The 22,303-nt window shown below is 64.8% G+C and carries 21 protein-coding genes; 12 read left to right on the forward strand and 9 right to left on the reverse strand.

Features of this window, described 5'->3' with window-relative positions:
- Entirely contained in the window at positions 1-828 is an 828-nt protein-coding gene (locus BMX36_RS00800) for a bestrophin-like domain (protein ID WP_093063322.1), read from the reverse strand.
- A gap of 240 nt (positions 829-1,068) precedes the next feature.
- Between BMX36_RS00800 and BMX36_RS00805 the strand changes: the two genes are divergently transcribed.
- Positions 1,069-1,905, forward strand: coding sequence for a porin family protein (locus BMX36_RS00805; RefSeq protein ID WP_093063323.1), 837 nt, complete (start codon positions 1,069-1,071; stop codon positions 1,903-1,905).
- A gap of 2 nt (positions 1,906-1,907) precedes the next feature.
- Here BMX36_RS00805 and BMX36_RS00810 read toward each other — a convergent pair whose 3' ends face one another.
- The 3 genes from BMX36_RS00810 to BMX36_RS00820 all read right to left on the reverse strand — a co-directional run bounded on the left by BMX36_RS00810 (position 1,908) and on the right by BMX36_RS00820 (position 3,643).
- A complete protein-coding gene (locus BMX36_RS00810) occupies positions 1,908-2,825 on the reverse strand; it encodes a formylglycine-generating enzyme family protein (protein WP_093065097.1) in 918 nt (305 codons plus the stop codon).
- Positions 2,826-2,900: 75 nt separating this feature from the next.
- Positions 2,901-3,281, reverse strand: a complete 381-nt coding sequence (locus tag BMX36_RS00815; RefSeq protein WP_066775447.1) for a YidH family protein — start codon at positions 3,279-3,281, stop codon at positions 2,901-2,903.
- Positions 3,278-3,643 (reverse strand): DUF1622 domain-containing protein, encoded by a 366-nt coding sequence (locus BMX36_RS00820; RefSeq protein WP_093063324.1) that lies wholly within the window; start codon positions 3,641-3,643, stop codon positions 3,278-3,280. Before BMX36_RS00820 ends, BMX36_RS00815 begins: the two co-directional genes overlap by 4 nt.
- A 242-nt stretch (positions 3,644-3,885) precedes the next feature.
- On the opposite strand from BMX36_RS00820, the gene BMX36_RS00825 reads away from it, so the two are divergent.
- Positions 3,886-4,359 (forward strand): DUF202 domain-containing protein, encoded by a 474-nt coding sequence (locus BMX36_RS00825; protein ID WP_093063325.1) that lies wholly within the window; start codon positions 3,886-3,888, stop codon positions 4,357-4,359.
- Between the two features lie 2 nt (positions 4,360-4,361).
- Here BMX36_RS00825 and BMX36_RS00830 read toward each other — a convergent pair whose 3' ends face one another.
- Positions 4,362-5,441: a BamA/TamA family outer membrane protein gene (locus BMX36_RS00830; RefSeq protein WP_143058485.1), complete on the reverse strand. Its 1,080-nt coding sequence runs from the start codon at positions 5,439-5,441 to the stop codon at positions 4,362-4,364.
- A 44-nt stretch (positions 5,442-5,485) separates the two neighbouring features.
- The gene (locus tag BMX36_RS00835; protein ID WP_143058486.1) at positions 5,486-6,313 is read right to left on the reverse strand and encodes a hypothetical protein; all 828 of its coding nucleotides are present in this window, start codon (positions 6,311-6,313) and stop codon (positions 5,486-5,488) included.
- A 247-nt stretch (positions 6,314-6,560) separates the two neighbouring features.
- Between BMX36_RS00835 and BMX36_RS00840 the strand changes: the two genes are divergently transcribed.
- From BMX36_RS00840 to BMX36_RS00855, 4 genes are all read left to right on the forward strand, one after another.
- Positions 6,561-7,373 (forward strand): DUF2092 domain-containing protein, encoded by an 813-nt coding sequence (locus BMX36_RS00840; protein ID WP_093065099.1) that lies wholly within the window; start codon positions 6,561-6,563, stop codon positions 7,371-7,373.
- On the forward strand, positions 7,370-7,939 hold the full coding sequence (locus BMX36_RS00845; protein WP_093063328.1) for a hypothetical protein: 570 nt from the start codon (positions 7,370-7,372) through the stop codon (positions 7,937-7,939). The genes BMX36_RS00840 and BMX36_RS00845 overlap by 4 nt, the downstream gene beginning before the upstream one ends.
- Positions 7,940-7,972: 33 nt before the next feature.
- Positions 7,973-8,845, forward strand: a complete 873-nt coding sequence (locus BMX36_RS00850; RefSeq protein ID WP_093063329.1) for a hypothetical protein — start codon at positions 7,973-7,975, stop codon at positions 8,843-8,845.
- Positions 8,846-9,010: 165 nt separating this feature from the next.
- Positions 9,011-10,198 carry a CaiB/BaiF CoA transferase family protein gene (locus BMX36_RS00855; protein ID WP_218142116.1) on the forward strand — a complete coding sequence of 396 codons (1,188 nt, stop codon included), beginning with the start codon at positions 9,011-9,013 and terminating at the stop codon, positions 10,196-10,198.
- 57 nt (positions 10,199-10,255) lie between these two features.
- On the opposite strand, the gene BMX36_RS00860 is transcribed toward BMX36_RS00855, so the two are convergent.
- Positions 10,256-12,439, reverse strand: a complete 2,184-nt coding sequence (locus BMX36_RS00860; protein WP_093063331.1) for a catalase — start codon at positions 12,437-12,439, stop codon at positions 10,256-10,258.
- A gap of 162 nt (positions 12,440-12,601) precedes the next feature.
- Here BMX36_RS00860 and BMX36_RS00865 point away from each other — a divergent pair, with 162 nt between their 5' ends.
- From BMX36_RS00865 to BMX36_RS00880, 4 genes are read left to right on the forward strand one after another with little or no spacing between them, the layout of a single operon-like run.
- Positions 12,602-13,630 carry a glycosyltransferase family 2 protein gene (locus BMX36_RS00865; RefSeq protein WP_256210603.1) on the forward strand — a complete coding sequence of 343 codons (1,029 nt, stop codon included), beginning with the start codon at positions 12,602-12,604 and terminating at the stop codon, positions 13,628-13,630.
- A complete protein-coding gene (locus BMX36_RS00870) occupies positions 13,630-14,616 on the forward strand; it encodes an acyl-CoA dehydrogenase family protein (RefSeq protein ID WP_256210604.1) in 987 nt (328 codons plus the stop codon). Before BMX36_RS00865 ends, BMX36_RS00870 begins: the two co-directional genes overlap by 1 nt.
- Positions 14,613-15,263 (forward strand): PIG-L deacetylase family protein, encoded by a 651-nt coding sequence (locus BMX36_RS00875; RefSeq protein WP_093063333.1) that lies wholly within the window; start codon positions 14,613-14,615, stop codon positions 15,261-15,263. Before BMX36_RS00870 ends, BMX36_RS00875 begins: the two co-directional genes overlap by 4 nt.
- Positions 15,260-15,835: a class I SAM-dependent methyltransferase gene (locus BMX36_RS00880; protein ID WP_093063334.1), complete on the forward strand. Its 576-nt coding sequence runs from the start codon at positions 15,260-15,262 to the stop codon at positions 15,833-15,835. Before BMX36_RS00875 ends, BMX36_RS00880 begins: the two co-directional genes overlap by 4 nt.
- Before the next feature lie 36 nt (positions 15,836-15,871).
- Here the strand turns inward: BMX36_RS00880 and BMX36_RS00885 are convergent, their stop codons facing one another.
- Positions 15,872-17,365: a DUF389 domain-containing protein gene (locus BMX36_RS00885; protein WP_256210605.1), complete on the reverse strand. Its 1,494-nt coding sequence runs from the start codon at positions 17,363-17,365 to the stop codon at positions 15,872-15,874.
- A 406-nt stretch (positions 17,366-17,771) separates the two neighbouring features.
- On the opposite strand from BMX36_RS00885, the gene BMX36_RS00890 reads away from it, so the two are divergent.
- Positions 17,772-19,730 carry a BCCT family transporter gene (locus tag BMX36_RS00890; RefSeq protein ID WP_256210606.1) on the forward strand — a complete coding sequence of 653 codons (1,959 nt, stop codon included), beginning with the start codon at positions 17,772-17,774 and terminating at the stop codon, positions 19,728-19,730.
- Between the two features lie 88 nt (positions 19,731-19,818).
- On the opposite strand, the gene BMX36_RS00895 is transcribed toward BMX36_RS00890, so the two are convergent.
- Positions 19,819-21,687 carry a methyl-accepting chemotaxis protein gene (locus tag BMX36_RS00895; RefSeq protein WP_177178974.1) on the reverse strand — a complete coding sequence of 623 codons (1,869 nt, stop codon included), beginning with the start codon at positions 21,685-21,687 and terminating at the stop codon, positions 19,819-19,821.
- Positions 21,688-21,929: 242 nt separating this feature from the next.
- Between BMX36_RS00895 and BMX36_RS00900 the strand changes: the two genes are divergently transcribed.
- Positions 21,930-22,280 (forward strand): hypothetical protein, encoded by a 351-nt coding sequence (locus tag BMX36_RS00900; RefSeq protein ID WP_093063337.1) that lies wholly within the window; start codon positions 21,930-21,932, stop codon positions 22,278-22,280.
- The last annotated feature ends 23 nt before the right edge of the window (positions 22,281-22,303 follow it).

Genomic DNA, 22,303 nt, shown 5'->3' on the forward strand with positions numbered 1-22,303 from the left:
TCAACGAAGGGCAGGCGCCGACTGGAAGGATGCGGGAGCGTTGGTACGCATCATGGCAAGCACGTCCTCGATCGGCGCCTGTTGCTCACGAATGCTGCCTCCCGTCGGCCGATCGATATCGATGATCAGTTGATAGGCGAGGGCGAACAAGGCGAGCAACACCGTCGGGGCTGGCTTCCAGCCGGAACGCGTGCCCACAAAGCCAAGGATGAAGGCGCTGATCATCATGTAGAGCAGCAGCGTCCCCATGACGCGAGGTGGAACGTGTGCCCGGCGCGCCGCGACGCGGGCAGCACCAGCATCGATGGTGGCATTCATCGATTCGATCAGCGGGCGGGAGATCGTGCTGTTTTCGACCGGGCGGACAGCCTCGATCGTGCCACGCCAGAGCTGGATCTGTGCCCGGTCTGTCGCGGCCATCAAACCATTCTGGGTGGCCGGATCCTCGGCCCGGGCCAAAGCCAGGCGGTTCGCGGCATAATCCTGCAACAGCGCGCTCAACCTGGATCGAGATGGCTCCTCGAGCATCTGGGCGCGCAGATACGATGTGCCGATCGCGTTCGCTTCCTCCAGCGTCAATGCGCGGCGATGATCATAACGATCTATCGCCAGGCTGAAGGTGAACCCGAGCAGGAGCGCCATGAGACCGAACGCGCCGGAAACGATATACCCCTCGTCGCTTGTGCCGGTGGCGGGATTGCCACTGCGTCGACGCGCGCGCCGCTCCGCCACACTGCCAAGATGCATAGCGGCGACCAGGACGGCGACGACCAGAATAGTGACAAGCAGCTGAGGCGCCTGGAGCAGAAACCATTCCACGAGATGCATCGGCACGCTCCCTTGTTGCGAACCGTGCTGACCCGGCAGCGATGTCGCGACAACCGGGGTAAACCCGCATTCGGAAGGAGATACTTCCGGTGGCGGCGGAAGACTTTTGTAAGTTCGTGTGGAATCGAGCAGTTCAATGATCGGTCAGGAATGTTCCCCCCGACGCACTCGGGGGAATCCCTATCGCGGCGCTACGCGGGGAAGCGCAGATTGCGGGATGCTTTTGCATCAGGGGGCCACATGAGCGACAGACTGAAGCGGGTGAGGTTCGCGACGCTGGCGATGGCGACCCTGGCCGCACCGGGATCGGCGATGGCGCAAGGGATCGATGACAAATATTGGGTGGAGCTGGGCGGATACCTTCCGAAGGTCGATTCCCAGGTTCGCGTCGCAACGGTTGCCGGGCCGAACCTGGCGACCACGATCGATCTTGAAGCCGATCTCGATCTCGATAGTCGCGAGCTGCTGCCACAGGTGAACGCCGGCGTGCGCCTGGGCGATGGCGGGTGGTCACTCGACGCCGAATATTACGCGCTGCGTCGGGAGGCGACCGCCTCGATCAGACGAGAGATCGTGTTCGATGACGCGACCTATCCCGTGGGCGTGAGCGTTCGCAGCAACTTCGATTCGAGCATCTACCGCGCTACGGTGGGCTATGCCTTTGTTCGCTCACCGAACACCCGCGTTGGTGCGGCGATCGGGCTGCATGCGACCGACTTCGAAGTGGGGCTGTCCGGCGAAGCGCAGCTCGGCGGGCTCACGACCCAAGCTGTTGCCCGCCGCCGCACGTTTCTGGCGCCCTTGCCTACGGTCGGAGTTTTCGTCCGCCAGCGGATCCTAGCCGACGTGACGGTGTCGGCGCGCGCCGACTATCTCTCCCTCAAGATCGACGATTATTCCGGCCGGCTGCTCAATGCGCAGGCGTCGGTCGTCTGGCAGTTCGCTAAGAACTTCGGGCTTGGCGCGATGTACCGTCACGTCGATTATCGCGTGGACGTGGAAAAGGAGCGCTGGAACGGACGGTTGAAGTATCGCTTCAGCGGGCCGGCATTGTTCGTCCGGGTGGGCTTTCCCTGAATTCAGGCGTCGCGCACGACACAGCGGAAGCCGACATGACTGGTCGATGTGTCGATCGGTTGCGCGTGGCGCGCCGCCGGCCGATAGCGCTGGCAGTAATTGGGCGCACACAGGTGAGAGCCGCCCTTCAGCACTTTTCGCGGTATTGCGATGGCAGGCATCGCAGGGTCGAAGCTCCGCTCCCGTTCGGCGCCGAGCGGATTACGCACCGCGCAGCACGGCCGGTCGGCATTCACATGATGGCGCGCGGCGTAATAGTCCTGCGTCCACTCCCAGACGTTGCCGATCATGTCGAACACGCCATAGCCGTTCGGCGGGAACGTCCCGACAGGAGAGGTGCGGGCGAAGCCATCCGTCAGCAGGTTTTCGTTCGGAAAGGCGCCCTGCCAGGTATTTGCCATTGGCTTTCCGCCCGGCATCAGTTCGTCACCCCAGGCATATTCCTTGCCCTCCAGCCCGCCGCGCGCTGCATATTCCCATTCGGCTTCGGTCGGCAGGCTCTTACCCGCCCATACGGCGTAGGCTTCGGCATCGGCATAAGCGACATGGATGACCGGGTGATCGTCCATCCCGTCGATCGAGGATCGGGGGCCAAGAGGATGTTTCCAATCGGCATCAAGGCAGTAAGTCCACCATTGCGAGATGTCGGCATGATTGGTGACCCGGTGGCGCGGCGGCTGGAAGACCAGCGAGGCCGGACGCAGCAGCGCCGGATCAGCCCCGGGGTAGTCGCGCGGATCGGGCGCGATCTCCGCGCTCGTGACATGCCCGGTGGCCTCCACAAAGGCACGAAACTGCCGATTGGTGACCGGCCGCGCATCAATCCAGAAGCTGTCGACCGCGACGGGGTGGGCCGGTGCCTCCTCGGGATAATGGTCGTTCGAGCCCATGGTGAAGCGGCCGCCGGGCACATGAACCATCTGCGCCTTGTCGACGGGCTCTTCGAACGACGGGGAGATTTTCATCGAAGGAACGGTCACCAAAGGATCCTTTGCTCAGACGAGTTTGCCGGCAATGGCGATAAACAATGCAAGCCCCGCGACCGACATGATGAGCGCCAAGAGCAGCACCGGCCGGCGCACGCGGAATTCCTCAATACGCTGCAATTCCTTCAGCGTGGCCCAATAGCCGATCGTGCCGAAGATGATGGCGGTCGTCCCGGTGCCGGCGAGGAACAGGCCGACGACCTGTGCGGTCATCGCCGCCCTGGGTGCGTCCGGCCCGGCGATGCCCTGCAGAAATTTGTAGATGGTGAAGCCGAAGCTGAGCATCGACAGCGAGGTCCGGATCCACGCCATGAGCGTGCGATCGGCAGCCAGGATCGTGCGGGTCTCACCCAAATCGCTGGGGAGAAAGGCCGGTCTGGTCCGGGTCACTTTGCCTCCGTCGGTTCGGGCACCGATTCAGGACTGGAAAATTCGTGAATGTCGCGGCCGAGGAAAAAGCCCAGTCCCGTGCGGATCGCGGCAATAGCCGCGAGTTGCCCGATATCGTCCCACGTCGGCGCGATGGCCGTTTGAACGATATCGGCACCCAGCGCGAATTCGAGCGCAATCAGAATGGCCGCTGCGAAATCGACCCAGATCCGCCGCACGGCCCGGATGGTAAGCTGTGACTGCACGGCGCGGGCAACCAGAAGAGCGAACGCCCGCGCGCTGCCCAGAAGGACGACGAGTACGACCGCAAGCTCCAATAGCAGCGCCACATGTTCCGCAACGATCTTGAGCGTGGACTCCACTATTCGTCACTCCGCGGGACCTGCGATCATCTTGATCGCGTGACGATATGCAAGGCTATCGGCGTTTTTCCCGACGCAGGGCGGCGCGAACCCCTAAATCGAAGCTGGCGGAGGTTCGGCACGTTCAATCGCCCCGGCTTGCTGCCTAAGGCATCAGGGTTTGTCGCGCGTGCCCTCCAGATTTCCCCCGGTGGCGGATCGGGAAGGGCGGGCTAGCTTGAGCCAAGCAGCCGGAGCGAACCATGGCGGGACCAGAGATCGACACCACCGGAGAATTGATCGGCGGCAGCGCATCCACCGAACTATCCTCGAACCGCACGGCCATGTCGTTCGCGCGTAGCCAGATGTCCGGCGACCGGACGCTGATGTCGGTGATCCGTACCGCGCTGTCGCTGATCGGCTTCGGCTTCACCATCTATCAATTCTTCAAGACGGTTCAGCCGGACATCTCGCCGGGGAAGCTGCCGCCGGAGGCGCCGCTGCGCTTCGGTTTGTCGCTGATCGTTCTTGGCGTGCTGTTGCTGATCTTGGGCATCATCGGACACTGGCGGCTGATCCGTTCCTTTCGTGCACGCCGCAACCGATTGTATTCGCTGCAACTAATTCATCACCAGCCAGATCACCAGATCTCGGCAGTATGGCTGATCGCGGTGTTGCTGCTGGTGATCGGCGTGGTCGCCATCTTGCGCATCGCCTTCGGGGTCGGGCCCTTCTAGGCTCAGAATGCCTCGCCAACCGCGAAGTAGATTGCATGCGAGTTCTTGCCAAAGGCGAGGTCAACGCGCGCATTGATGCCATATTGCTTCGACAGCTGATATCGCAGCCCGACTCCGCCGGCTGGGAGCAGCGTGGTATCGCCGACCCGACCCAGTGACGGCGCGATCCCGCCGATCCCGGCAAAGGCCACGCCGCCGATCCGCCGCCACAGGTGCTGCCGCAATTCCACCTGGGCCGCCCATGACGCGCGATCGCGATATTGGCCGTTCAGATATCCCCGAAGATCATTAGACTGACCGTAGTTGCACAGGTCGTAGTAAGGCGCCTCGCGGCCGGCGGCGCAGACCGAAACTCGGCCGGCCAAGCCTGTTCGATCGTTCAAGGCTCGATAGAGGTTTGCCGATGCCGTTGCGGCACTGTGGCCGAAATCGCTGCCGAGGAAGGGCAGGCCTAGCATCCAGTGCGCCTCGACCAGAAGTCCGTTGCGTGGATTGAAGGGGGCATCCGTGCGGTCAAGAATGATCGAGGGACCAGCAGAGACGATCGTTGAGCGTAGCTCCACAGGGGGAATGTCGATCGCCGACGGCTCGTCGGGATCCGTCCTGATCCGGGTCTTCACATTCTGAACACGGAAGCGAACGCCGGCGTAGAAGTTGTGGCCGACGCGCGCCAATCCCTCGACTCGCCCACCCAGCACATCCTGTTGGATGTTGATGGCCAGCCCGCGATCCCCGGCGTCTGCGCCTACGCCGTAGAAGCGCAGCGGCAGCGAGGCGTAGCCGCCAAGCACCGAAAAGCGGAAACGATCCTGATCGAGCGCCATGCTGTGAAAGCCCGCAATCGCGCGATCGTCATTCGACGTGTACATGGCGCCTGCGCCCGTGATCCAGGGCTTGCCGGCATTTTCGGGCTCGTAGATCCTGACGATCGCAACCGCGAGGCCGGTGCCAAGCGTGGGATTGGAAAGGGGTATCGGCAGGATCAGCTGCTCGGTTGCCGCGCTTGCGGCCTCAGCCTGCTCCTTCAGTTCCTCGACCGGCGTCCCACTGTCCTGCGCCGATGCCGCATGCGACGTTGCCATCAGCGAACACACGGCAAGCGTGATCAGGCGCGGCGCCCAGGTCACTAGAACAGGAACCCGACGCGCGCCTCTATCTTCCAGTCATATGGGGCGTCACGGTCGCCAATCATCTTTGCCGACCCTTCCAGCGAGGTGATGATCTGGCCTCCCCACAACTTTCCGACCGCCGCGTTGAAGGGCAGGAAGAAGCTGTCCTTGATGAAATCGTAGCGGATTTCGGTGCTGGGGAAGAGGGTGACAAAGGCCGCATCCCTGAGCGCAATATTGAGGGTCGGGCCGAACTGCAGGTTGCTGACATTTGCGCGGTCATCATCCCCGGCGAAGCTGAAATCCCAGCGCGCTGCGGCCACGAAGAAGCTGCCGGGCGAGATGGAGTTCATCGCCCAGCGATAGCCGGCGAGAGGAACCATCCTCCACTTGCCACCGCCGAACCCCACTTCCCCGGCGGTGGGCACGATCAACTGGCTGCCGACGCCAAAGGCTTCGTTGCGGTTGACGGGGTGGATATACAGCGCCTGGACCAGGACATCGCCAAAGCCGATGTCGTTCTTGCCGGTGGGATTGTCGCGCGTCACGAAATCGTTGGCGACGAACGGCAGGTCCATGCGCAGCGCGAGCTGGTCGCCGTTGGCGAGCGGAACGGGGCGGTCGTGCCGCAGGATGAAGGTCTGCGTACCTGAGCCGTCTTCACCCTCCTCATAGCCGGTACGCAGGTCGATCCGCTTGACCGGGTCGGTCACGTCCTGACCGGTATTTGGCCCCTCCACACCTGAGGTGTCGGCCGGCCCACTTTCCTGCGCATGTGCGGGAAGGCTCAACAGGAGAGCCGACAGGCCGAATATCGCATCGCGAGCAGCAGGATGGGCGCGCATGTCCGGTCTCCTTGGATCCGCCAGCAGCTTACGAGCCTGCACCGTGCCGGCGGGATCAGGTGAATCCATCACGTTGAACAGGAGCAATACCGACGACGGGTGGAGGTACCGGCGCCGCTATTGTGAGCCCCGCCACCGGGCGCTGGATGTAAGCACAGCACGGTTTTCGGGATTCATCCCGATAGAGGCCGCCTACCGTTCGTGAAGAATGGGCCTGAACCTCAGATCATCATCGACGGAGCAGGCCATGAACTTCAACCGGCATATAAGACGATCATGCGCGATCGTGTTGCTTGCTGTCGCGGCCCAGACGTCCGCCCAGACGGGTACGGCTCCGGCTCCGGCTCCGGCTCCGGGGGCAGGTACGGCTACGGTGATCGAGCCGGAAGCCCTGGAAGCGATGGATCGCATGAGCGCGGCCTTGCGTGCCATGCCAAAGCTCCGCTTCGACGCGGACACGACCATGGAGGAGGTGCTCGAAACCGGCCAGAAGCTGCAGTTTGGCGGCAAGCTGGAGATGGCTGCACGCAAGCCCAACGGGTTCAAGATCATCGCCGCGGCCGACACCGTTCACCGGGAATTCTACTACAACGGCCGGACGTTCGCGATGTATGCTCCGCGCTATCGCTATTACGCCGAGGTGCCGGCGCCGCCGTCGATCGGGCAAACCATCGACAAGGCGAAAACGGAATATGGCATCGAGCTTCCGCTGGTGGACCTGTTCCTCTGGGACAGCGACCAGACGATCCGATCGCGCATCCGCTCCGCCTTTGCGCTCCGCCCCGAGACGATCGAGGGGCGTAGCTGCTTTCACTATGCCTTTCGGCAGGAGAAGGTGGACTGGCAGATCTGGATCGAGGAGGGCGAGCGCGCGCTGCCCTGCAAGATGATCGTCACCAACACCGAAGATCCGTCGCTGCCGCAATATGTGGCGGTGCTGCATTGGCGTGACGCCAGCACGCTGGGAGATGGCGACTTCACCTTCACCCCACCGGCGGATGCGCGGCGGATCGACATGCCCGGAGTGGCGCGGGCGTCTGCTCAGGGAGAGACGAAATGATGCGGCGGTCAACGGGCATCTTCGGCCTGGCAGTAGCAGCCTTGGCGGCCGCACCGGTCGTGGCCGAGCAGACGGTGGTTGCGGCCCCTGCTACCATGACGGTGGAAGCTGGTCTCGTGGCGGCGCAGGGGCATCCTGGTGGCGGGCATCGCCCCGGCGGACGGCCCGGCGGCGGACATGCCCGGCCATCACGTCCCGGCGGCGGACAGCATTCGCGTCCACCGTCCCGGCCGAACAACCGCCCTCCGGTGCGTGGCCATTCCCACACAAACATCAATCATCACAACAATGTGAACGTGAACGTCCACCACGATTACCATCACTCCCACTACGACCACCACCATGACTGGGATGACGATTGGGACGACCACTGGCATCCGCTGCGCACGGCCACCACGGTGGCGCTGACCGCGGCCGTGGTCGGGTCGATCGTGCGCAGCCTGCCGCCTGATTGCAGCACCATGATCGTCAACGGCATCAGCTACTCGCAGTGCGGGAACACCTGGTACCAGCCGCAATATGCCGGTTCCTCGGTGCAGTATGTGGTGGTCAATCCACCCCGCTGAGCGGGACCTTCTTCAAGCAAGCGGGAGCCTGGGATGACGCTGCTTCAGTCATTGAACCTCGTCCTGATGATCAGCATCGTCTTGTCCGTGTTTTCGCTGGCGATGCGGGCGCGGATGCACGACCTGACCTACCTCCTCACGCATTGGCGGCTTGGGCTGGGCGCCATCCTGTCGATGTTCGTCGTCGTCCCGGCTGCGGCGATCGCGATGTGCCTGATCTTCACCTTCCGGCCGCCAGTGGAGATCGCGTTGGTCACCATCGCCTTCTCTCCCATGCCCCCGGTGCTGCCAGGCACACAGCTGAAGGCGGGAGGCAGGCCCTCCTATGTCGCCGGGTTGATTGTTCTCACCACAATCGCCGCCGTGGTCGCTGCGCCGATTGGTGTCGCTGTGGCCGGGGGAATATTCGGGCTCGACGTGGGCGTGGCGCCGGCGCGCGTCGCCACGCTGGTCGGCATCACGGTTGGTTTTCCGCTGGTGGCGGGCCTGATCGTGGCCTGGCTGGCGGGAAGCCATTCCGACCGGATCGCAGCGGGAACTGGTGTTCTCGGCCATGGCCTTCTGGCGATCGCAATGCTCGGTATCCTCATCTTGCTGGCACCGGCGATCTGGGCTGTCATCGGCGATGGAACAATCCTGGCGCTGGTTGCGCTCGCCGCGATCGGGTTCGGCGCAGGATATCTGCTCGGCGGACCGGATGTGCATGACAAGGCGGCGCTCTCGCTGGCGTCGGCGACGCGCCATCCGGGCGTTGCCATCGCAATCGCGACGGCCAACTTCCCGGACGAGAAGCTGGCGCCCGCGGCGATCGCGCTTGGGCTGGTGATTTCGACGCTGCTTGGCATGCCGTATATAAAGATGCTGGCGCGGCGGCCGGATAGCACCATCGGCTCGCAGCCGGCGTAGCCGGCGCTTTCAAAAGGCTGCGTTCAAGATCCTTCTCCGCCTTTTGGCAAGGCTGGCGCCGGCCGCCCCGAATGCCTTAGGAAGAGCATATCGGAGAACATGCTCACGTGCGCGGATGAGACCCGGCGAAAAACGGCCGTGCGTGGCGCAACAGGGAGAGGGATGATGGCGGAGGGGGCAGGCCCGCTTGCGGGCATACGGGTGATCGACATGACTCAGTTCGTGCTCGGCCCCTATGCGACGCAGATGCTGGGCGACCTGGGCGCGGAGGTCATCAAGATTGAGACGCCCAGCGGCGACCGGCAGCGCCGCGAGATGGGCCGGATCGCGCCAGCCCAGGACGTGTCCGCGCTGTTCCTGCAGCTGAACCGGAACAAGCAGTCCGTGGCCCTGGACCTCAAGGTGGATCATGACCGCGAGCAGCTGCGCGCGCTGATCGGAACGGCGGACGTGTTCGTGCACAACATGCGTCCGGAGGCGGTTCAGCGCCTTGGCTTTGACTATGAGGCCGTCCGGGCGATCCGCCCCGATATCGTTTATGGCTGGGCATGTGGTTTCGGCGACGGCGGTGAATATGCCGGCCGGCAGGCGTTTGACGATCTGATCCAGGGTGCGGCGGCGGCGACGGCGCTGCTGCCGCTCTATGACGGGAACCCCGAACCCAGGCCGCTTCCGACCTTTATGGCCGACAAGGTTTGCGGCCTGATGCTTCTGATCGGCATTCAGGCGGCCTTGGTGCACCGGGCGAGGACGGGAGAGGGGCAGGAGGTAAAGGTGCCGATGCTGGAGTCTTTTGCCGGCTTCCTGCTGGTCGAGCATCTTCACGGCCACAGTTACGATCCGCCGCGCGGCAAGTTCGGCCATCCGGGCGCGCTGACGCCGTTTCGCAAAGCGCTGAGAACAAGTGACGGTTACATGATGGTTCTGGCGCAGGATGTTGAGGCATCGAATCGGTATTTGGCGCTGGGCGGCATTGACGGGGCGGAGGTCGAGCGCCGCTATGCGGAGGAGGTGGACGGGCGGGGGCGAGTCAACGCCTATCACCGGATGCTGGCGGAAGTGGCGCTGACGCGGACCACGGCGGAATGGATGGCGCTCGGCACCGAGCACAGCATCCCCATCATCCGCGTCAACGATCTGCCGGGCGTGCTGACCGACCCGCACCTCAGCGAAGTGGGATTTTTCACCCCGCGGAAGATCGATGACGAGGTTGGCAGCTATCTCGCCATGGCGCCAGGCATCAGCTTTTCGGCCACGCCCATGTCGATTACGCGCGATCCTCCCCGACTGGGGCAGCATACCGCGGACGTGCTGCGCGCGCTAAAGGCAGGGCCGGCGACGGCGTCAGAATAGCGGCAGAAGAGGGGGCGGCGATCCGCTGCCGCCCCCCTCCGCCGCTTCAACAGCGTATCAGGGCTTCGCCTTCAGCGCCGCGGCGTCGAGATCAACCTCGAGCTCGCGCGGCCAGAACCGCAATTCGCGACACTTGGCGACGAAAGCTTTGGTATCCTTGGCGCCGGTCAGGGCGATGAAGCCATCGTCACGCCCGGGCAGCCCGGCCGCGTCGAACAACTGCCCTGCGGCCGCACTGTGGCCGATGAACTTGCAGTGCGCGAAGGCGTCCGCCACGAAATCCTTCGCCGTTGCATCCTTGGCCAGCATGGCCGCGCCATCTTTCGAAGGGAGCACGGCCACGGCATCGTACAGGACCGAGGGACCGCCATCGATCTTCTGCTTGGCGGCGACCTTCGTGCCATCGTCCAGCGTGACGCCGCCGATCTTGGGCGCGACCACCTCCCACATCGCGCCTTCCGCCTCGAGCGACTTGGTCAGCGCATTGAACAGATCGGCGCTGGAGCCGTCGGTCAGCAGCACGCCCATCTTGCGACCCTTGAAGTCTGTCGGGCCGTTCGCCAGGATGCTGAGCGCTGCCGATGGCGGCAGATCGAGCGTTGGCTTGGCTGCCTGCGCCGGTTCCGGCAGCTCGAGCCCGAGCCCGTCGGCAACGGTGGCGGCCAGCCCCTCATCGATCAGCCGAAGATGCGAGACGGCACGGACGCGGATGTCGACGCGTTCGACCTTGGACAGCTCGAACACCAGGGCATCGCCCAGGTGCTTCTGTTCAATCGGTTGCTGACTGATGAAGAACTGCCGCGCCTGGCTGTAATGATCCGCGAAGGTTTCGGAGCGGATGCGCTGTTTCGTTCCCTGCACCTCTGCCGGGAAGCTGCGATAGCCGATCTCCGGGTTCTCACGCGGGCCGCCATCCGGGCCCCAGCTGTTCGGCTCATAATTGGCGCGCCCCTTGGGATTGCGCATCGCCATATGGCCGTCCTGCTGGAAGTTCATCACCGGGCAGCGCGGTGCATTCACCGGAATATGGGTGAAGTTCGGGCTGCCAAGCCGCTTCAGCTGGGTATCGAGATAGGAGAAGTTGCGACCGTGAAGCAGCGGATCATCCGAAAAGTCGATGCCGGGCACGACATTCTGGGTGCAGAATGCCACCTGTTCAGTGCTGGCGAAGAAATTGTCGACGTTCCGATTCAGCGTCAGCGTGCCGATGATGCGCACCGGCACATCCTCTTCGGGGATCAGCTTGGTCGCATCCAGGTGATCGAACGGCAATTTGTCCGCCGTCTCCTGATCGAACAGCTGGACGCCCAGATCCCATTGCGGGAAGTCGCCCGCCTCGATCGCCTGCCACAGGTCGCGGCGGTGGAAATCGGGGTCGGCACCGTTGATCTTGACGGCCTCGTTCCACAGCACCGACTGCAGCCCCTGCCGCGGCTTCCAGTGAAACTTGACGAAGGTTGATTTGCCTTCCGCGTTGACCAGCCGGAAGCTGTGTACGCCGAACCCCTCAATCGTGCGGAACGAGCGCGGGATCGTCCGGTCGGACATCTGCCACATGACCATGTGCCATGCCTCCGGGCTGAGGCTGGCGAAATCCCAGTAATTGTCGTGCGCTGACTGGGCCTGCGGGAAGGCGCGATCGGGCTCCTGCTTCACCGCATGGACGAGATCCGGGAACTTGATCGGATCCTGGATGAAGAACACCGGGATGTTGTTGCCGACGATGTCCCAGTTACCCTCCCGGGTGTAGAATTTGACGGCAAAGCCACGGACGTCGCGGGCGAGGTCCATCGAGCCCTTGTTGCCGGCGACGGTCGAGAAGCGAACGAAGACTTCGGTCTGCTGGCCGACATTGCTCAGCACATCGGCGCGCGTGAATTCGGCGAGGCTCTCGGTCAGCTCGAACACGCCGTGGGCGCCATAGCCGCGGGCGTGAACGACACGTTCGGGGATCCGCTCATGATCGAAGTGGAAGATCTTCTCGCGGAGGATGAAATCCTCCAGCAGCGTCGGCCCGCGCGGACCGGCACGCAGGCTGTTTTGATCATCGGCAACGGGAACGCCCTGCTGGGTTGTCAAGGTTTGCGCAGCATCGCTCGTGGTCTGGTGAGTTTCGCCGCCATGTCCCTGCGGTCCCTTGTAGCTCGTTGGCAGGTCGGCGCCTGCGGGTACGGGCGACGTCTTCGCGGGCGATCCCCCCGGCATCTTGCCCTTTTCGCCTGTGCTGTTCTTCTTCGCCATGCCGATCCCTTTCGTATCCGGTGGTTTTCGACGTAACGCGCGGCGGCGCACATGGATCGCGGGCAAGTTGCTTGATCTTGATCAACCAGCCGCGGATAGCGAACGCCTTCCGGGACGTTAGGATGGCCAGACGCGTACGGGAGAACGGACCTGCCTGAAGCCTTGCCCGCCATCATTTGCGTTCCCGCGCGGAACGAGGAAGACGCGCTCCCGACACTTATCGCAGCCCTTTGTGATCTCGCGGTCCCTCCGATGGAGCTGGACGTCTGCATCTACCTGGACCGGTGCAACGACGGCAGTGCGGCGCTGCTGGCCGACAAGGCGGCCAAGCTCCCATTTCGCCTGGTGGTCGAGCATGGCGGCGCGAGCGTGGAGGCGAATGCCGGTGCGGCCCGGCGTGCGGCCTTTGCGATGGGCCTCGGCATGCTGGGCGGGCGAGAGGGGCTGATCTTCACGACGGACGCGGACAGTGCACCCGAGCGCGACTGGATCGCGGCTGGACAACGGGCGCTGGCGCAGGCCGATGTGGTGGCAGGGCGGATCATGCGCGTCGATGCGATGCGCGATACCGAGCAGTCGCGCCTCGAACATTATTACGACCGCCTTCACCGCTATCGACGCATGATCGATCCCGTCCCATGGGAAGCGCGTGACACCCACCATTTCAGCGGCGGCGCCAACATGGCGGTGCGCGCCTCCGCCTACCGCGCGATTGGCGGTTTCCGGCCGCTGGCCAGTGGCGAGGATGCGACGTTGCTCGATGATGCGGCGCGCGCCGGATTTCGCGTCCGCCGCGATGCCGCAATGGTGGTGGAAACCTCCTCCCGACGGATCGGGCGCGTCGCCGAGGGGCTCGCCGGGACGCTGCGTGCGCTCGATGCCGGGCGGCAGGTGCGGGTGGCAAACCCGCGCGGCGCGGCCTGGCAGTGGCAGGCGCAGGCGACGGCGCGGCGCAGCTTCCCGGCGATCGACCAGGCCGAGGTGCGTGTCGCGCTGGGCGACCTGCTGGGCCTGACGGCGGATCATGTGCTGGGCGTCGCACGGGACTGCCCCAACGCTGAGGCCTTCGCGATGCGCATCGTGCCGGCGCCGCGATGCCACGGCGACACGATCATGCTGGCGGAAGCGGAGGATTTGCTGGCGGCAATGGAGGGGGCGGTGGAAGGCGAATGGCGCGAGATTGCGGCTTGATGAGCGTCGCGGCTGGCTTGCGGGACGCGATCGCCGAGCAGGATTGGGCGCGACAGCCTCTACGTGACCCCGAGAATGGCGACGATTATGTCGCGCTGCTGCGCGCGCTATACGAGACCGGCCGGCGCGATCTCCCGCTCGGCCGGCTGCTGGAGGGGCATGTGGACGCCGTGCAGATCGTGCAGCGTTATGGTTCGGCGGTACAGGTCGAGCGGCTTCGGCAAGCCTTGTGCGACGGGGCGATGCTGGGTGTCTGGAATGCCGCGTTGCCGGGCGAGCCGCTGCGGCTGACGGGCGATGCGCTGAACGGCGGCAAAAGCTACGCATCCGGCGCGGGCGTGCTGACCCATGCGCTGGTGACTGCCGAGACGGACAGTGGCGCGCAGTTGCTGCTGCTGGATCTGAAGCGCACTGTCCCTGCGATCGATCGCGACTGGTGGCGGGTGACGGGAATGCAGCGTTCCGAGACGCACCGGGTGCGCTGGAGCGATGCGGCGATCGATCACGACGACCGGATCGGTTCGCCGGATCTTTATGCGCGCGAGCCGTATTTCAGTGGCGGCGCGCTTCGTTTCGTCGCGGTCCATGCAGGCGGGATCGCCGGGATCTGCGATCGCGCGCGCGATCATCTGGTGGCGAGCGGCCGCGCCGATGATCCGTTCCAGACCGCGCGTCTGGCCGAGCTGTTCGGGCTGGCCGACACGGCGGCGGCGATGGTGCGCCGGACCGCGACACTGTGGTTCGAACTGGACGGCGAAGCGCGGCTGGCCCGGGTCGCGGCGACGCGGCTGGCGGTCGCCGATGCCGCTCAGCGCGCGATCGTGGTGGCGCAGGAAGCGGTGGGGCTGGCGGGGCACTTCCTTGCCCATCCGCTGGCGGCGATGCTGACCGATCTTGCCGTGTATCTTCGCCAGCCGGTGCCCGACGCGCAGCGGCTTCGCGTGGGGCGAGCGGTGGCGTCGGGCGAACTGGCACCGGCGCTGTGAGGCTGCGTCTGGGGGGCGTGCGCCGTGCCGTCGTCGTCGCGCCCCATCCCGATGACGAGGTGATCGGCGCGGCCGGGCTGATCGGTGCCTTGCGGGCGCGGGGCTGCGAGGTGCGGGTGATCGTGGTCAGCGACGGGGCTGCCTCGCATCCGGGCAGCAGAAGCTGGCCCAAGGCGCGGTTGGTGGCGGCAAGACGGCGCGAAAGCCTGTGCGCACTGCGCCGGCTGTCGATCACGTCCAGCAAAGTCAGGTTCCTGGGGCTGCCCGACGGCGCGCTGACGGTGCATGGCAAGGAATGTCGGCGGAAGTTGCGCCAAGCGCTGGTGCAGATGGACGCGGATGTCATCGTGGCGCCGGCGCTCAGCGATGCGCACCCGGACCATCAGGAAGTGGCGGCGGCCCTTGCGGTGCGATGTGGCCGCGCGCGTCGGCTGAGCTATCAGGTCTGGCCACCGCGGCATCGGCGAGGTGCGCGCACGCAGACGCTGGTGGCGCCGGGCGGCGCGGCGCGCAAGCGGTCGCTGATCCGGGTACATCGGACGCAATTGGGCGTGATCACCGATGATCCGTCCGGCTTCGCCATCGCGCCGCACGAGCTGGCGTTGTTCGCCCGGCCGATCGAATGCTTTCGGGAAGAGCGCCCATGAGCGCGATCGCCCTAGACGGGTTCAGCGCCAAATTCGCGGCCGACGAGGATCCGTGGGGCACCTTCACCAGCCGCGACGAAGCGGTGAAACGCACCGCGATCCTGCATGCGCTGGGCCCGGGCCCGCTCGGGCGGGTGCTGGAACTTGCTAGCGGCAATGGATCCAACAGCCGCGCGATCGCCCCGCGCGCCCTTCGCCTGGACGCTACGGAGGGCACGCCGGAGGGCACCCGGCTGACGGCAGAGGCTATCGCCGACTGGCAGCGCAGCCGGGCAATCGAACTGTCTCTGCCGGCAAGATTTCCCAGGCGGGACTATGACGCGATCGTGGTGGCCGAGCTGCTCTACTATCTCTCGCACCGGGCGATGGGGCTTGTCGCGGCGGAGACCGGGCGGGCGTTGCGGCGGGGCGGGCGGCTCGTATTGGCCCACCACCGTGTCGACTTCTACGATTTCGCGCAGCACGCGGCCGGCATCCACACACGCTTTCTGCGTCTGACCGGCGCTCGCTGGCAGGTGCGACGCGTCCGACAACGCGCGGATTGGGATGTGCTGGTCGCCTGCCGGACTTGAGCCCGGCAGCGCGCCGGCATCATCGCCAGGCGCGCATCACGGTTGGGTGGGGGCGAGCCTGTATCGCTGCCCGGCGTCCGGCGCAGGGACAGGGTTCACCCCCTGCTCGCGCAGAACTTCGGCGATGGCCAAGGCGCGTCGCTGGTTCACCGTCGGGCTTTCTGGTGGTTCACCGTCCGGCAGACCGGGAACGCCAAGGGCCGGAATATTCCACCGGCGCGCCTCCCAGGCGGAAAGCAGCACGGCATCGCGAGCCTCACGATCCAGCGTGTCCACATTGTCGGCAAAGGCGATCTCGGGCAGTTGCCCGAGAGGCGGCACGATCGCGATCTGCCAGCCGGGGACGGCTGACGCGATGCGGCTTTCCAGAATCCGGAGCGCCTGAGGATCGGCACCCGCAAGCGCTTGAGCCGTCGCCGTCACGCGGCGGTGGTCGCGATCCACCACCACATCCTCGACCTTCACGCCGGCCGCCACGGCAACCAGTTGGGCGGCGGTTGACGCCTCTCGCTGCTCGGCAGCGACTGCGCCGGAAGCTTGCCTGAGTTCGGCGCGCTGCGCCTCCAGCGATCCGGCGCCTGAATCCAGCAGCACCTGATCCAGGCGCAGCTTCACCGGCTGTTTAATCTGACCGGCGAGTTCGCCTTCGAGCGCGTTCGTATTCTTCGCCGCCGCTCGTGGCGCAATGATGATGGAACGGACCACGATTGGGTTGGCGTCAAAGTCGATGTCGAGCTGCGTGATCCGGGCGTTCTCGCCGAACCGCTGGCTGAGGAAGGAGCGCACCTGGCTGGCGACGAGCGTTTCCCGCGCGATATGGCCGAGCGCAATCCCGAGCGGCACCGCCATGGCGACGAACACGGCAGACAGGACAATCGTCTGGGTCCAGCTCTGCCGTTCCGACAGCGCATGGCCGAAGCCGTAGAAGCGCGCCAGGATCGTCGCGGACAGCGCAATGGTGAGAAAGTTGGTGACGAACAGCGCGAGCGCCCCGCTGAGCACAGGGACGTTCATCGTCGCCAAGCCATAACCGACCACCGCCAGCGGCGGCATCAAAGCGGTCGCGATGGCGACGCCGACGATGGTATCGCCGCGTCCCCGAATGATTGCATAGGTGCCGGCCAGAGCGGCAAAGAGCGCCACCAGAAGGTCGAACAGGTTTGGGCGGGTCCGCGCCAGAATCTCTGCCGTAGGCGCCTTGAGCGGAGACACCAGGACGATCAGTGCCGTGAACGCGAGCGCGGCGCCTGCACCGATGGCCAGCGCCGTCAGCGACCGTCGCATCTCGGCGAAATCGAACAGCGCGAGGCTGAACCCAAGCCCGAGGATCGGCCCCATCAGCGGCGAGATCAACATCGCGCCGATGACGACGGCCGGAGAGGACAAGAGGAGGCCAAGCACCGCGATGCCCGCAGACATCATGGTCATGAAGGCATAGCGGCCAGTCCAGCCGCTTTCTTCCCAGATCCGCTGAACCACGCGCTCGTGATCAATCTGCGAGGTGATGGACCGGCGCCACCACCGGAACATTCGCGATTGGCGCCAAAGGGATCCTGTTCGGCGGCTTGCCAACGTGCTCGTCATCAGTGGCGTAGGTGCAAGGCGGCTGGGAAGTTCATCGCGAACGAACGAGAGCGCAACGATCGGGTTCCGGATCGACGCTGGTGAACGCGCCGGCGAAGTGGATGAACCTGTGTCATGCGGCACGTGTACGGGCGGACGATGACAAACCCATGGTGCTTGTTGTCATCAAGCGCGGGAGCCAGGCGCCGGGGCGCTTGAACCGTAAACAATCGATTCCGCATGGGAACGAGAGATCGCGCGGGCAGTTGCCGAGATTGAGATAGAGCAGAAGCAAATACCTGCCAATTTGGCTTCGCGAGCCCGATCGGTTAGCCACGCACAATCCACATGACATGTAAACAAAGGAGCTGTTTTGACGTCCAGCATGAACCCGCGTGTATTCTGGGGCGCTTCAGCCGTTATCGCCGCCCTTCTTGGCGCTACCATTCTGGCGCCGGATACGGCCGATGTTGCATTCAAGACGGCGCAGAACTGGACGATCGACACCTTTGGCTGGTTCTATATCGCTTCCGTCGCGTTTTTTCTGGTTGTGGCGCTCGCGCTTGGCTTTGGCCCGGCCGGTAAGCTGAAGCTTGGCACCGATGATGCCGAGCCAGACTTCCCCTATGTCTCCTGGCTGGCGATGCTGTTCGCCGCCGGCATGGGCATCGGCCTGATGTATTTCGCAGTGGCGGAGCCGATCCAGCATTATATTTCTCCGCCGGAGGCGCAGAGCGGCACGGTCGCGGCCGCACGCGAGGCCATGGCCATCACCTTTCACCATTATGGTGTGCACGCCTGGGCAATTTATGCCCTGGTCGGCATCAGCCTTGCCTATTTCACCTATCGCAAGAACATGCCGTTGACGCTGCGATCGGGTCTGTCGCCAATTTTCGGCAAGCGCGTCAACGGACCGTTGGGCGATGCAATCGACGTTTTTGCGGTGTGCGGCACGGTGTTCGGCATCGCGACGTCGCTTGGCTTCGGCGTGTCGCAGATGACCGCAGGCCTGAATTACAATTACGGGCTGCCCGATACGACACAGGTGAAGATCGTCGTCATCGTCCTCGTCATGGGCGCAGCAACGCTGTCGGTGCTGAGTGGCGCCGATCGCGGGATCCGGCGGCTTTCCGAGCTGAACCTGACCGTTGCGGTGCTGCTGATGGTGTTCGTGCTCGCCGTCGGGCCCACACTGTTCCTGCTGCGCGCGCTGGTGCAGAATTTTGGCCTGTACCTCGACCATTTCGTGATGCGCACCTTTACGCTCTACGCGTATGAGCCGCGCGCCTGGATGGCGGATTGGACGCTGTTCTACTGGGCCTGGTGGATCGCATGGTCGCCGTTCGTCGGCATGTTCATCGCCAGGATCTCACGCGGGCGGACCATTCGCGAATTTATGATTGGCGTGCTGTTCGTGCCGACGGCATTCACCTTCCTGTGGATGACCGTGTTCGGCAACACCGCCATTTCACTTGATCTGGGAACGGCGGCAGGCGGGATTGCGGAGGCGGTGCAGGGCAATCTGTCGACCGCATTGTTCAAGTTCCTGTCCTACCTTCCCGGAGCCGGTTTCACGACCGCGCTGGCGGTGCTGCTGGTCGCCGTTTTCTTCGTCACTTCGGCCGATTCCGGCGCGCTCGTGATCGATACGCTGGCATCGGGCGGCAAGGAGGAAACGCCGCGCTGGCAGCGGATGTACTGGTGCATCCTGCTGGGAGTGACCGCCGCGCTGCTTCTGCTTGCGGGTGGACTTGGCGCCCTGCAGGCGGCGACGCTGATGGCGGCTTTGCCCTTTTGCTTCATCATGCTGCTCCTCGCCTATGGATTGATCCGGCAGAGCAACGCCGATCTCGCCGGCGTGCCCATCGAGGATGACGATGGGGCGGCGATCGGGGAGCGCCTGCGCCGCTTGTTCCGCCCGACCAGCAGGAGGGAGGTACAGCGCCAGATCGCCGAGGTGGGGACACCGGCGCTGCGCTCGGTCTGCGAGGCCATGCGGGCGGAAGGATATGGCGCCAGCGACGTGGCGGTAGAAGACGGCCTGGCGACCCTGAGCATCGAACTGGGTGGCGGGCAGCAATTCCACTATCGCTTGCGTGCGCGGTCTCGCCCGCTGGCAGCGTACACTGCGCTGGAGGCCCCGGAGGCGCGGCGGAGCATGACCTGGGCGATGCATGCCGACACGGGTCCGGGATCGCGATCTCGGGATCTGAGCGGTTATTCCGAGGAGCAGATCGCGGCGGACGTGCTGACCCAGCTCGAGGCGTGGCGCACGCGCGCCGGCACGATGCCGAACGATGGCGGACAGAAGCTCAGCGGCCCCGCCAGCTGACGTCATCAAACCGGGCCGGCTGACAAAAAAAGGGGAGGCATTTGCCTCCCCCAAACGGCGGGCCTTGAGCGGCCGAGTAGCTTAATGATCAGAATTCGTTCCAGTCATCGTCACTTGGCCGGGTGAGCGCCGAGACAGCGGCGGGAACGAGCGGTTTGACGGGGGAGGCGTAGGCGGAGGTCTGCGGCCTGGGCTTCAGCGCCTCAACCTGAGCATGGATCGCGCGCCGCGCGCGATCATCGACCTTGAAACGACCGGCCTGTTCACTGAGCGCCTTTACCTCGCTGGTGAGGTTGCGGGCGGCAGCGGAAGTCTCCTCCACCATCGCGGCATTCTGCTGGGTGGATTGATCCATAGTGCCGACCGCGGCCGAGATCTGCGTGATGGCACAGGATTGCGCCTGATTGTCCGCCGCCATGGTGGCGAGCAGCTCGTGAACCTGGCCGACGTCATCGGAAATGTCGGCCAGCGCGCCATCGACCTTTTGCACCATCTCCACCGCGCAAACGATATCGCTTTGGGTGACGGTGAGCTGGTCTCGGGCGCGCTTGGCCTCCTCCTCCGCACGCATGGCCAGCGCGGACACGAGATCGGCCACGACGGCGAAGCCACGTCCCGCATCGCCCGCGCGCCCCGCCTCCACAGCGGCGTTCATCGCCAGAACGCGCGTCTGAAACGCAATCTTGTCGAGACCCTCGATGACGCTGTCGATGCCCTTGGCGCTTTCCGACACCCGGCCCATGGCCTGCACCGCCTGATCCGCGACCGATCGGCCGCCCGATACCGTGGTGATCGCGCCATCTGCACGCTCCACGGTAGTCGCCGCAGCCGCCGCCGACGCGCGCAGCCGTTCGTCCATCTGTGCGATCGCCGCGGAGGTTTCCTCCAGGCTGGCCGCATTGCCCTCCGTGCGGCGCGCCAGATCCTCCGACGCCTGGGCAATCTCGCCCGAACCCGCGCGGATGGAGGACGCGCTTTCCATCACCGATCCGATCAGGTCGCGAAGCGAAGCAAGTGCCTCGTTGAAGTTCGTCTTCAGTTCCGCATAAGCCGGCGGGAAATCGGTGGCGATCGGCTTGGTCAGATCGCCGACGGTGAGGGCGGCCAGGCTGTCGCGCAGCGTCGCGGTGACGACCTGCTGCTGTGCGGCGACCTGCGCATCCGCCTCCGCGCGGCTAACTGCCGCCGCCCGGAATGTCTCGACGGCCCGTGCGACCTCGCCCAGTTCGTCGCCGCGCGAGCGGTGCGGCACATCCGCCTGGCCGCCGGTGGCGAGCGTGGTGGTCACGGACGAAAGCTCCGCCAGCGGAGAGGCAACGGTCTTGCCAAGCATCCGCCAGATCCCGAACAGCGCCGCCACGGCGAGCGCCGACAGGGCTAGCGCGAAATACAGGGCGTTCTCAGCATAGCGATCGCCGTCGGCATCCGCCTGCATCGCACGCTTCTGATGCAGTTCGATCAGCGCGTCTGTCTCGTCGATTGCCGTGCGTGAGCGCTTCTTCCCCTCGCCAAGGACAAGGGGAAGCGCGGCGGCCTCGCCCTGCGTCTTCTTCAGCGCGAAGATGCGGTCGTTGACGGAGTTGAGCTTGTCGATGTCCGCGCGGATCCCGGCCAGCTGCGGCGCGAACTCGCCGGCGAGCGGCGCATATTCGTCAAGACGTTCGGCAAGTGCCGCCTTGTTCTTCTCATATCGTTCGTCGAGGCTTCGGGCTTCCGCCGCAGACGTCGCGTTCAACTGAGAGAAGACGATGATGCGATGTTCGCGCACGGCGGACATCAGCCGGCCGAGTGCCTCCGTGCCGGCAACGCCGCGGCTGACGTGCCGTGTGGCAATTTCGCTGAGCTGGCGATTGGCAACGATCCCGGTCGTCGCAACCGCGATCAACAGCGCGCCGATGAAGGCGAAGGCCAGCAACATCTTCTTCGACAATGGCCATTCATTCAGAACTTTGGTCATCCGTGCTTCCCACAAGCATTGCACATGAAGCTCCATCGCAGAGCCGCGCCAGGGAGGCTCCGAAACGCAGAGGTCAGCTTATTATAGGAGGGTCGCGTGGTGTTCTGACGCGTCGGCGGATCGACGATCTCGATCTGATACTCGGTACCTGATCGTAGGTATGTTTCCCTAGTTGGCGAGGAAGCGTCACTCCCGGAAGAAGGATCATCTCTCGTCATCACTTTCGGGAACACGGCAACACCATGGCCGCAGGCCGCGATTTCATTGTAGTTCTTGTCGGCGACGCCGGCCTGCGGACGAGCCTGATCGCGCGCCTGGGCATGACCGGCAGGACCGTGGTGACGGCACACGATCGCACGGAGCTGGCGCGGTGGCGCGAACTGGACAGTGGGTCCACATTGATCATCGACGCAGGCTTGCTGCCGAGCGACAAGCCGGTGAACGCCGAGAACCTGCGCGCCTATGTCTGGTCGGGGCGGATCTTCGTGATTGGCGGCGACAGGTTCGACGACGCGAGCAATCCGCCTGTTCGCTTCGTCAATCCAGCAACCGCGACGGTGGACATCATGACGAACCTAGCGAGCTGCCCCTAAGGTTATCAGGGTCGGCGGATGAG

The organism is Sphingomonas sp. OV641 (assembly GCF_900109205.1).
Taxonomy (GTDB): domain Bacteria; phylum Pseudomonadota; class Alphaproteobacteria; order Sphingomonadales; family Sphingomonadaceae; genus Sphingomonas.

Coding starts and splice junctions, on each gene's coding strand:
- BMX36_RS00800 (WP_093063322.1), bottom strand. CDS start 828: ATGCATCTCGTGGAATGGTTTCTGCTCCAGGCGCCTCAGCTGCTTGTC.
- BMX36_RS00805 (WP_093063323.1), top strand. CDS start 1,069: ATGAGCGACAGACTGAAGCGGGTGAGGTTCGCGACGCTGGCGATGGCG.
- BMX36_RS00810 (WP_093065097.1), bottom strand. CDS start 2,825: ATGGTTCATGTGCCCGGCGGCCGCTTCACCATGGGCTCGAACGACCAT.
- BMX36_RS00825 (WP_093063325.1), top strand. CDS start 3,886: ATGGCGGGACCAGAGATCGACACCACCGGAGAATTGATCGGCGGCAGC.
- BMX36_RS00830 (WP_143058485.1), bottom strand. CDS start 5,441: ATGGCAACGTCGCATGCGGCATCGGCGCAGGACAGTGGGACGCCGGTC.
- BMX36_RS00835 (WP_143058486.1), bottom strand. CDS start 6,313: ATGCGCGCCCATCCTGCTGCTCGCGATGCGATATTCGGCCTGTCGGCT.
- BMX36_RS00840 (WP_093065099.1), top strand. CDS start 6,561: ATGAACTTCAACCGGCATATAAGACGATCATGCGCGATCGTGTTGCTT.
- BMX36_RS00845 (WP_093063328.1), top strand. CDS start 7,370: ATGATGCGGCGGTCAACGGGCATCTTCGGCCTGGCAGTAGCAGCCTTG.
- BMX36_RS00850 (WP_093063329.1), top strand. CDS start 7,973: ATGACGCTGCTTCAGTCATTGAACCTCGTCCTGATGATCAGCATCGTC.
- BMX36_RS00855 (WP_218142116.1), top strand. CDS start 9,011: ATGGCGGAGGGGGCAGGCCCGCTTGCGGGCATACGGGTGATCGACATG.
- BMX36_RS00860 (WP_093063331.1), bottom strand. CDS start 12,439: ATGGCGAAGAAGAACAGCACAGGCGAAAAGGGCAAGATGCCGGGGGGA.
- BMX36_RS00870 (WP_256210604.1), top strand. CDS start 13,630: ATGAGCGTCGCGGCTGGCTTGCGGGACGCGATCGCCGAGCAGGATTGG.
- BMX36_RS00880 (WP_093063334.1), top strand. CDS start 15,260: ATGAGCGCGATCGCCCTAGACGGGTTCAGCGCCAAATTCGCGGCCGAC.
- BMX36_RS00885 (WP_256210605.1), bottom strand. CDS start 17,365: ATGTTCCGGTGGTGGCGCCGGTCCATCACCTCGCAGATTGATCACGAG.
- BMX36_RS00895 (WP_177178974.1), bottom strand. CDS start 21,687: ATGACCAAAGTTCTGAATGAATGGCCATTGTCGAAGAAGATGTTGCTG.
- BMX36_RS00900 (WP_093063337.1), top strand. CDS start 21,930: ATGGCCGCAGGCCGCGATTTCATTGTAGTTCTTGTCGGCGACGCCGGC.